This window comes from Actinomadura formosensis NBRC 14204 (assembly GCF_001552155.1).
GTDB lineage: Bacteria > Actinomycetota > Actinomycetes > Streptosporangiales > Streptosporangiaceae > Spirillospora > Spirillospora formosensis.
This window is the reverse complement of the sequence record NZ_BCQQ01000023.1, coordinates 17,159-27,007: the sequence shown is the minus strand read 5'-3', so window position 1 is coordinate 27,007 and position 9,849 is coordinate 17,159. Positions and strand designations below refer to the sequence as shown.

The 9,849-nt window shown below is 67.9% G+C and carries 5 protein-coding genes; all 5 read left to right on the top strand.

What is annotated here, in order from left to right; all coding sequences use genetic code 11:
• The first annotated feature begins 7 nt into the window (after positions 1-7).
• Positions 8-496 carry a nuclear transport factor 2 family protein gene (locus AF1_RS08565; protein ID WP_067794760.1) on the top strand — a complete coding sequence of 163 codons (489 nt, stop codon included), beginning with the start codon at positions 8-10 and terminating at the stop codon, positions 494-496.
• Positions 493-1,533: a hypothetical protein gene (locus tag AF1_RS08560; protein WP_131732484.1), complete on the top strand. Its 1,041-nt coding sequence runs from the start codon at positions 493-495 to the stop codon at positions 1,531-1,533. The genes AF1_RS08565 and AF1_RS08560 overlap by 4 nt, the downstream gene beginning before the upstream one ends.
• A gap of 398 nt (positions 1,534-1,931) precedes the next feature.
• The gene (gene rpoB, locus AF1_RS08555) at positions 1,932-5,408 is read left to right on the top strand and encodes a DNA-directed RNA polymerase subunit beta (RefSeq protein ID WP_067794754.1); all 3,477 of its coding nucleotides are present in this window, start codon (positions 1,932-1,934) and stop codon (positions 5,406-5,408) included.
• A gap of 19 nt (positions 5,409-5,427) precedes the next feature.
• Entirely contained in the window at positions 5,428-9,300 is a 3,873-nt protein-coding gene (locus tag AF1_RS08550) for a DNA-directed RNA polymerase subunit beta' (protein WP_067794751.1), read from the top strand.
• A 215-nt stretch (positions 9,301-9,515) separates the two neighbouring features.
• Positions 9,516-9,758, top strand: coding sequence for a hypothetical protein (locus AF1_RS08545; protein ID WP_067794748.1), 243 nt, complete (start codon positions 9,516-9,518; stop codon positions 9,756-9,758).
• The last annotated feature ends 91 nt before the right edge of the window (positions 9,759-9,849 follow it).

The following is a 9,849-nucleotide window of genomic DNA, read 5'->3' as shown; positions in this document are numbered from 1 at the left end:
GGACACGATGAGAGGCCGTCTTCCCCTGGTCACCGCGATCACGCTCGGCGTCATCGTGGTCGGCCTCGCGATCGCGGCCGGTTGGCTCGGCGTCGTCTCCCTCCGGGGCAAGGACGAGGCCGACCAGCGGGCGAAGGCGGTTCAGGCGGCGCGGCAGATGGGCGTCAACCTCATGTCGCTGGACGCCGCCACCGCGCAGCGCGACCTCGACCGCATCGTGGCCGGCACCACCGGCGACCTGAAGAACAAGCTGGCGAGCCAGTCGAGCGCCTTCATGCAGCAGGTGACCAAGGCCAAGGCCAAGTCGACCGTCAGCGACGTCGACGCCGCCCTGGTCTCGATCGACGGTGACTCCGCCGAGGTGATGGTCTCCCTCAACGGGACCGTCACCAACGACAAGGTGAAGAACGGTACGCCGCAGGGCTACCGCTACCAGATGGACCTCACGCGGGTCGACGGCCGCTGGCTCGTGTCCGGACTGGAGGTCGTCCCGTGACAATGCTTGGCCGGGGCAAGAAGAAGCCCGACGAGAAGACGGACAAGGCAGACAACAAGCCGGACAAGGCTGTGAAGGCCGACAAGGTGGCGAAGGCCGAGGAGGCAGCGAGGCTGGCGGAGGAGGCCGCGGCCAAGGCCCGCGAGGCCGCCCGCCTGGCCCAGATAGCCGCGGACGAGGCCGCCGCCGTGGAGGCGGAGGAGTCCGGAAAGACCGTCACGTCCCCAGAGAAGCCCCGAAAGGGCGAAGGGGTATCCGAAGTCGCTTCCAAGGACGATGACGCGCCAGAAGGCGACTCAGAGGCTCCGGAGCCGGTTTCTGCCGCCGCGGAAACCCCCGAGGACGCCGACACCGCCGGTGACGACGCTGACGACGACGACGCTGACGACGACGCCGACGACGCCGTTGAGGCGGAGTCCGAAGCCGAGGCCGGCGAGGAGGAGAAGCCGGCGACGACCAAGGCGACGAAGACCAGGCGCCTGAACCTCAAGAAGCCGGTCGAGGACGACGAGGAAGAAGACGACGAGGACGACGAGCCGCGCCGGGCCCGCATGGGCGGTCTCTCGACGGTGATCGCGGTCCTGGCCGTCCTGGTGCTCGCGCTCGGCGCCGGCACCACCGTGCTGTACCTCAAGGTCCGCGAGCAGAAGGCGACCGAGCAGGCGAGCAAGGAGGCGTCGTTCGCCTCGTCCCGCGCGGCCCAGAAGCTCTCGTCGTACGACTACCAGACGCTCGACGCCGACCTGAAGGCCGCGTCCGCCACGACGACGGGCAAGCTCCGCACCCAGTACGACAAGCTCGCCCAGGAACTCAGGACCGTCGCCGTCCAGCAGCAGGCCGTCTCCAACACGACCGTGATGAAGGTCGGTGTCGTGAGCGCGGCACCTGACAAGGTCGTCACCCTCGTCTACGCCAACCGCTCGTCCGCCACCAAGAACGACGAGCGGCAGCGCCTCCCCGAGCCGCTCCGCATCAAGATGACGATGGAGAAGAAGGACGGCAGATGGCTGGCGTCCGAACTGACCGTCATCTCCTGACCCCGCCCGCCCGGCCGGCGAACGACCCCCGCGACCCCGGCGCCCACTCGGCCGGAAGGTGGCCTTCACCACGGGCGACGCCGGCGAACACCGGGGTCTGCGTCCTCTAAACTATGGTCTTCCTCACTGCAGGTCAGGGCCCGAAAAGTCCAAGTCCGCTCTTGACTGAGAGGCGCTGAGGGGCGTTGCTCCATGGCAACGTGATGCATACTGCGGCGCTAGAGTTGCGAGCGGTGTACCGGTCGGCTACACTGCCCCTTTGCGCTGCCCTCTGACTATCCGCGTGTGAGAGCACCCCTGCAGGGGTCTGTCGTAGACCCGAAAAAAGCAGGTCTCGGACGTGGATCGTCTGGCGTGCGTGTCGTCAGTTACGCCGCGAGCCCTCGGAAGGACCACTCTTGGCAGCCTCGCGCAACGCCTCGAATACCACAACCGGTCCGTACCGCGTCTCCTTCGCGCGCATCAAGGAGCCGCTCGAAGTCCCGGACCTTCTTGCTCTACAGACCAACTCGTTTGACTGGCTGCTGGGCAACGAGAGGTGGAAGGCCCGGGTCGAGGCGGCCCAGAAGGCCGGTAGTAAGAGCGTCCCGACTCAGTCGGGGCTTGAGGAAATCTTCGAGGAGATCAGTCCGATCGAGGACTTCTCGGGGACGATGTCCTTGTCGTTCCGGGACCACCGGTTCGAGCCGCCCAAGTACTCGGTGGAGGAGTGCAAGGACAAGGACATGACCTACTCCGCCCCGATGTTCGTCACGGCGGAGTTCATCAACAACACCACCGGTGAGATCAAGAGCCAGACGGTGTTCATGGGTGACTTCCCGCTCATGACGCCCAAGGGGACCTTCATCATCAACGGCACCGAGCGGGTGGTGGTGTCGCAGCTGGTGCGCTCGCCCGGGGTGTACTTCGATCGCGCTCTGGACAAGGCGTCCGACAAGGACATCTACGGATGCCGGGTCATTCCCTCGCGGGGGGCGTGGCTGGAGTTCGAGATCGACAAGCGCGACAACGTCGGGGTGCGCATCGACCGCAAGCGCAAGCAGCCGGTGACGGTGCTGCTGAAGGCGCTGGGATGGGACGAGGCGCGGATCCGGGAGCGTTTCGGGTCGTATGAGTCGATCAATGTGACGCTGGAGAAGGACCACACCTCCGGTCAGGATGACGCGCTGCTGGACATCTACCGCAAGCTGCGGCCGGGAGAGCCGCCGACGCGGGAGTCGGCGCAGACGCTGCTGGAGAATCTGTACTTCAACCCCAAGCGGTACGACGTGGCCAAGGTCGGCCGCTACAAGATCAACAAGAAGCTCGGTCTGGACCTGGACATGAACCAGGGGACGCTGACCGAGGACGACATCGTCGCCACCATCGAGTACCTGGTCCGGCTGCACGCCGGCGAAGAAGAAGGTTCTGTCGGCGGTGCCCCGGTGCCGATCGAGGTCGATGACATCGACCACTTCGGCAACCGGCGGCTGCGCACGGTGGGCGAGCTGATCCAGAACCAGGTGCGGCTGGGGCTGGCGCGGATGGAGCGGGTGGTCCGGGAGCGGATGACCACCCAGGACGTTGAGGCGATCACGCCGCAGACCCTGATCAACATCCGGCCGGTGGTGGCCTCCATCAAGGAGTTCTTCGGCACCAGCCAGCTCTCCCAGTTCATGCAGCAGACCAACCCGCTGGACGGTCTGACCCACAAGCGGCGGCTGTCGGCGCTGGGCCCGGGTGGTCTGTCGCGGGAGCGGGCGGGCATGGAGGTCCGTGACGTTCACCCCTCGCACTACGGCCGGATGTGCCCGATCGAGACGCCCGAAGGCCCCAACATCGGGCTGATCGGGTCGCTGGCGGCGTTCGGGCGGGTCAACCCGTTCGGGTTCGTGGAGACCCCGTACCGCAAGGTCGTGGACGGCGTGGTCACCGAGGAGATCGACTACCTGACCGCCGACGTCGAGGACCGCTACGTCATCGCCCAGGCCGACTCGGCGCTCAACGAGGACGGCTCGTTCGCCGAGGCGCGCGTCCTGGTCCGCAAGAAGGGCGGCGAGGTCGAGCTGGTGCCGCCGAACGAGGTCCAGTACATGGACGTCTCGGCGCGGCAGATGGCCTCGGTCGCCACCGCGATGATCCCGTTCCTGGAGCACGACGACGCCAACCGGGCGCTGATGGGTTCCAACATGCAGCGCCAGGCGGTGCCGCTGCTGCGCAGCGAGGCGCCGCTGGTGGGCACCGGCATGGAGTACCGCGCCGCGGTCGACGCCGGTGATGTCATCGTCGCCGAGAAGGCCGGTGTGGTCGAGGAGGTCTCGGCCGACTACATCACGGTGATGAACGACGACGGCACCCGCACCACCTACCGGGTCACCAAGTTCAAGCGCTCCAACCAGGGCACCTGCTACAACCAGAAGCCCATCGTGGACGAGGGGCGGCGGGTCGAGGCGGGGCAGGTCATCGCCGACGGGCCGTGCACCGACGATGGTGAGATGGCGCTGGGCAAGAACCTGCTGGTGGCGTTCATGCCGTGGGAGGGCCACAACTACGAGGACGCCATCATCCTGTCCCAGCGCCTGGTGCAGGACGATGTGCTGTCCTCGATCCACATTGAGGAGCACGAGGTCGACGCCCGCGACACCAAGCTGGGCCCCGAGGAGATCACCCGCGACATCCCCAACGTCTCCGAAGAGGTCCTGGCCGACCTGGACGAGCGCGGCATCATCCGGATCGGCGCCGACGTCGTCCCCGGCGACATCCTGGTCGGCAAGGTCACCCCGAAGGGGGAGACCGAGCTGACGCCCGAGGAGCGGCTGCTGCGGGCGATCTTCGGGGAGAAGGCGCGGGAGGTGCGCGACACCTCGCTGAAGGTGCCGCACGGTGAGCAGGGCAAGGTCATCGGGGTGCGGGTGTTCTCCCGCGACGACGGTGACGAGCTGCCGCCGGGGGTCAACGAGCTGGTCCGGGTGTACGTGGCGCAGAAGCGCAAGATCACCGATGGGGACAAGCTGGCCGGCCGGCACGGCAACAAGGGTGTCATCTCCAAGGTGCTGCCGGTGGAGGACATGCCGTTCCTGGAGGACGGCACCCCGGTCGACATCGTGCTCAACCCGCTGGGCGTCCCCGGCCGCATGAACGTCGGCCAGGTCCTGGAGACCCACCTCGGCTGGGTCGCCTCCCGCGGCTGGAAGGTCGAGGGCGACGACACCGAGTGGAAGCGCGCCCTCCAGGAGATCGGCGCCGACGAGGCCCCGGCGTGGACCAACACCGCGACGCCGGTCTTCGACGGTGCCCGCGAGAACGACGTCACCGGCCTGATCGAGAGCACCCTGCCGAACCGCGACGGCCGCCGCATGGTCGGCCCGGGCGGCAAGGCGCGGCTGTTCGACGGCCGCACCGGCGAGCCGTACAAGGACCCGATCTCGGTCGGCTACATCTACATCCTCAAGCTGCTCCACCTGGTCGACGACAAGATCCACGCGCGTTCGACCGGCCCGTACTCCATGATCACCCAGCAGCCGCTCGGCGGTAAGGCCCAGTTCGGCGGCCAGCGCTTCGGTGAGATGGAGGTGTGGGCACTGGAGGCCTACGGCGCCGCCTACGCCCTCCAGGAGCTGCTGACCATCAAGTCCGACGACGTGCTCGGCCGCGTGAAGGTCTACGAGGCCATCGTCAAGGGCGAGAACATCCCCGAGCCCGGCATTCCCGAGTCCTTCAAGGTGCTCATCAAGGAGATGCAGTCGCTGTGCCTCAACGTCGAGGTGCTCTCCAGCGACGGCATGTCCATCGAGATGCGCGACACCGACGAGGACGTCTTCCGCGCCGCGGAGGAGCTCGGCATCGACCTCTCCCGCCGCCCGAACGAGGGCGCGATGAGCGTCGACGAGGTCTGAGAACTCAAGGGGAAAACAGTTGCTTGACGTCAACTTCTTCGACGAGCTTCGCATCGGTCTGGCGACCGCCGACGACATCCGCCAGTGGTCGCACGGCGAGGTGAAGAAGCCGGAGACGATCAACTACCGGACCCTCAAGCCGGAGAAGGACGGGCTCTTCTGCGAGAAGATCTTCGGCCCCACCCGGGACTGGGAGTGCTACTGCGGCAAGTACAAGCGCGTCCGCTTCAAGGGCATCATCTGTGAGCGCTGCGGCGTCGAGGTGACCCGTGCCAAGGTGCGCCGCGAGCGGATGGGCCACATCGAGCTGGCCGCGCCGGTCACGCACATCTGGTACTTCAAGGGCGTCCCGTCGCGCCTCGGCTACCTGCTGGACCTGGCCCCGAAGGATCTCGAAAAGATCATCTACTTCGCGGCCTACATGATCACCAGCGTGGACGCGGAGCGGCGTGACCGCGACCTGCCCACGCTGGAGGCGCACATCTCGGTGGAGCGCCAGCAGATCGAGCAGGCCCGCGACGCGCAGGTCGAGGCCCGCCAGCAGAAGCTGGAGGCCGACCTCGCGGAGCTGGAGGAGGCCGGCGCGAAGGCCGACCAGAAGCGCAAGGTGCGCGACGGCGCCGAGCGGGAGATGAAGCAGCTGCGCGACCGCGCGCAGCGCGAGCTCGACCGTCTCGACGAGGTGTGGAGCCGCTTCAAGAACCTCAAGGTCCAGGACCTGGAGGGCGACGAGCTGCTCTACCGCGAGATGCGCGACCGGTTCGGCAAGTACTTCGAGGGCGGCATGGGCGCCGCGGCCATCCAGGCGCGGCTGCAGAACTTCGACCTCGAGGCCGAGGCCGAGAAGCTGCGCGACATCATCCGCACCGGCAAGGGCCAGAAGAAGGCCCGCGCCCTGAAGCGGCTGAAGGTCGTCTCGGCGTTCCTCAACACCCGCAACAGCCCGCTCGGCATGGTGCTGGACTGCATCCCCGTCATCCCGCCGGACCTGCGTCCGATGGTCCAGCTGGACGGCGGCCGGTTCGCCACGTCCGACCTGAACGACCTGTACCGCCGGGTCATCAACCGGAACAACCGGCTCAAGCGCCTGCTCGACCTGGGCGCGCCCGAGATCATCGTCAACAACGAGAAGCGGATGCTGCAGGAGGCCGTCGACGCGCTGTTCGACAACGGCCGCCGCGGCCGCCCGGTCACCGGGCCCGGCAACCGTCCGCTGAAGTCGCTGTCCGACATGCTCAAGGGCAAGCAGGGCCGGTTCCGGCAGAACCTGCTCGGCAAGCGCGTCGACTACTCCGGCCGTTCGGTCATCGTCGTCGGCCCGCAGCTGAAGCTGCACCAGTGCGGCCTGCCCAAGCAGATGGCGCTGGAGCTGTTCAAGCCGTTCGTCATGAAGCGGCTGGTCGACCTCAACCACGCGCAGAACATCAAGTCCGCCAAGCGGATGGTCGAGCGGGCCCGCCCGGTCGTGTGGGACGTGCTGGAAGAGGTCATCACCGAGCACCCGGTGCTGCTGAACCGCGCGCCGACCCTGCACCGGCTCGGCATCCAGGCGTTCGAGCCGCAGCTGGTCGAGGGCAAGGCCATCCAGATCCACCCGCTCGTCTGCACCGCGTTCAACGCGGACTTCGACGGCGACCAGATGGCGGTGCACCTGCCGCTGTCCGCCGAGGCGCAGGCCGAGGCGCGGATCCTGATGCTGTCGACCAACAACATCCTGAAGCCGTCGGACGGCAAGCCCGTCACCATGCCCACCCAGGACATGGTCATCGGCCTGTACTGGCTGACGACGCAGAAGGACGGCGCCACCGGCGAGGGCCGCGCGTTCGGTTCGGTCGCCGAGGCGATCATGGCCTACGACCGCGGTGAGCTGGACCTGCAGGCCAAGATCCAGGTCCGGCTGAAGGACATCCCGCCGCCGCGCGGCTGGAAGGCGCCCGAGGGCTACGAGCCCGGTCAGCCGTACCGGCTGGAGACCACGCTCGGCCGCGCCATGTTCAACGAGGCGCTGCCGGACGACTTCCCGTTCGTCGACGACGAGATCGGCAAGAAGCAGCTCTCGGCGATCGTCAACGAGCTGGCGGAGACGTACCCGAAGGTCGCCGTCGCCAACGCGCTCGACGCGCTGAAGAGCACCGGGTTCCACTGGGCGACCAGGTCCGGGGTCACGATCGCGATCGACGACGTCATCACGCCGCCGAACAAGCAGGAGATCCTGGGCGGCTACGAGCAGCGCGCCGAGAAGGTGCAGCGGGAGTTCAACCGCGGCCTGATCACCGACGATGAGCGCAAGCAGGAGCTCATCGAGATCTGGAACAAGGCCACCGCGGACGTCGCGGTGGACATGGAGAAGGCGTTCCCGAAGGCCAACCCGATCTGGATGATGATCCAGTCGGGTGCCCGCGGCAACCCGCTGCAGCTCCGCCAGATCGCCGGTATGCGCGGCCTGGTCTCCAACCCGAAGGGCGAGACCATCCCGCGTCCGATCAAGTCGTCGTTCCGCGAGGGCCTGTCGGTCGTCGAGTACTTCATCTCGACGCACGGCGCCCGCAAGGGTCTCGCCGACACCGCGCTGCGCACCGCCGACTCGGGCTACCTGACCCGGCGCCTGGTGGACGTCGCGCAGGACGTCATCGTCCGCGAGACCGACTGCGGCACCGACCGCACGATCCCGTTCGAGGTCGCCGAGAAGCTGGCGGACGGCACGCTGGTCAAGCCGGCCACGAGCGAGACCTCGCTGATCGGCCGCACCATCGCCGAGGACGTCGTCGTGGACGGCACGGTCATCTTCCCGGCCGGTACCGACCTGTCGGACGCGGTCGTGACGCGGCTCGTCGAGGCCGGGGTGGAGACCGTCCGCACTCGCAGCGCCCTGGTCTGCGAGGCCAAGATCGGTGTCTGCGCCGCCTGCTACGGCCGCTCGCTGGCCACCGGCAACCGGGTGGACGTCGGCGAGGCCGTCGGGATCATCGCCGCGCAGTCCATCGGCGAGCCCGGCACCCAGCTGACCATGCGGACCTTCCACACCGGCGGTGTCGCCGGCGGTGACATCACGCACGGTCTGCCGCGTGTCACCGAGCTGTTCGAGGCCCGCATCCCCAAGGGTGTGGCCCCGATCAGCGAGGTCGCCGGCCGGGCGAAGATCGACGAGACGGAGAAGGCCCGCAAGGTCGTCATCGTCCCGGACGACGGCTCCGACGAGATCGCCTACTCGGTGCCGATGCGCTCGCGGCTCCTGGTCAAGGAGGGCGAGCACGTCGACGTCGGCCAGCAGCTCATCGCGGGTGCGATCAACCCGCACGAGGTGCTGCGCATCCTCGGTCCCCGCGCCGTGCAGCTCCACCTCGTGCAGGAGGTGCAGGAGGTGTACCGGTCGCAGGGTGTGTCGATCCACGACAAGCACATCGAGATCATCGTCCGCCAGATGCTGAAGCGGGTGAACATCCTCGAGTCGGGCGACACCGAGCTGCTGCCGGGCGACCTGGTGGAGCGTCCGATCTTCGAGGAGACGAACCGGAACGTCGTGGCCGAGGGCGGCACCCCCGCCGCCGGCCGCCCCGTCCTGATGGGCATCACCAAGGCCTCGCTCGCGACCGAGTCGTGGCTGTCGGCGGCGTCCTTCCAGGAGACGACCCGGGTGCTCACCGAGGCCGCGATGCACGCCAAGAGCGACCCGCTGCTCGGCCTCAAGGAGAACGTCATCATCGGTAAGCTCATCCCGGCCGGTACCGGCATGCCGCAGTACCGCAACGTCCGGGTCGAGCCGACCGAGGAGGCGAAGGCGGCGGTGTACTCCGTCGGCTCCTACGACGAGGGCGCCGAGTACGCCTTCGGGCAGGGCTCCGGCGAAGCCGTCCCGCTGGAGGAGTACGACTTCGGCCAGTACAACCGGTAAGGCCGCAGGGCACGCAGAAGGCCGCCTCCCGCGTTCGCGGGGGCGGCCTTCCGCGTCTGCGGAGCCGGGACCGGTCCATCGGGGAGGCCGGGATCCTCGGCGGTGGCTTGACCCGGACATGTGCCCGATTTCTTGACCTTTGGGGGTGTTTTTATGCTTCCGTGCCCGGGGAGGAACATCCTCGTTGCCCAAGTACGCGACGGGGGAGAGAGCAGATGAAGAGGGTCATGACCGGTGCGCTGATCGCCGGGTTCGTGGGTATCGCCGGAGTCGGCAGCGCCACCGCCGCCCAGCCGTCCCACGAGCAGAACACGCGCCGGGACTGCCGCACCTACTCAAGCGCCACCGAGTGCGGTCAGCCGCAGCTCAACGAGAAGCAGCGCGCGTGCGTGACCTCGTCGGTCCAGCAGGGCATGACCGAGCGACGCGCCGTGGTGGAGTGCAAGGCGTTCGCCTGACCCGCCGCGCACCGCAAGGGGCCCGTTCCACGTGGAACGGGCCCCTTGCGGTGCGTTTCCGGCTGTTTCGAGGCGGCGTCGCCACAAGGTC

What these genes read in the sequence shown, in the direction of transcription:
- AF1_RS08545 (WP_067794748.1), top strand. Translation starts at nt 9,516, where the DNA reads ATGAAGAGGGTCATGACCGGTGCGCTGATCGCCGGGTTCGTGGGTATC.
- AF1_RS08565 (WP_067794760.1), top strand. Translation starts at nt 8, where the DNA reads ATGAGAGGCCGTCTTCCCCTGGTCACCGCGATCACGCTCGGCGTCATC.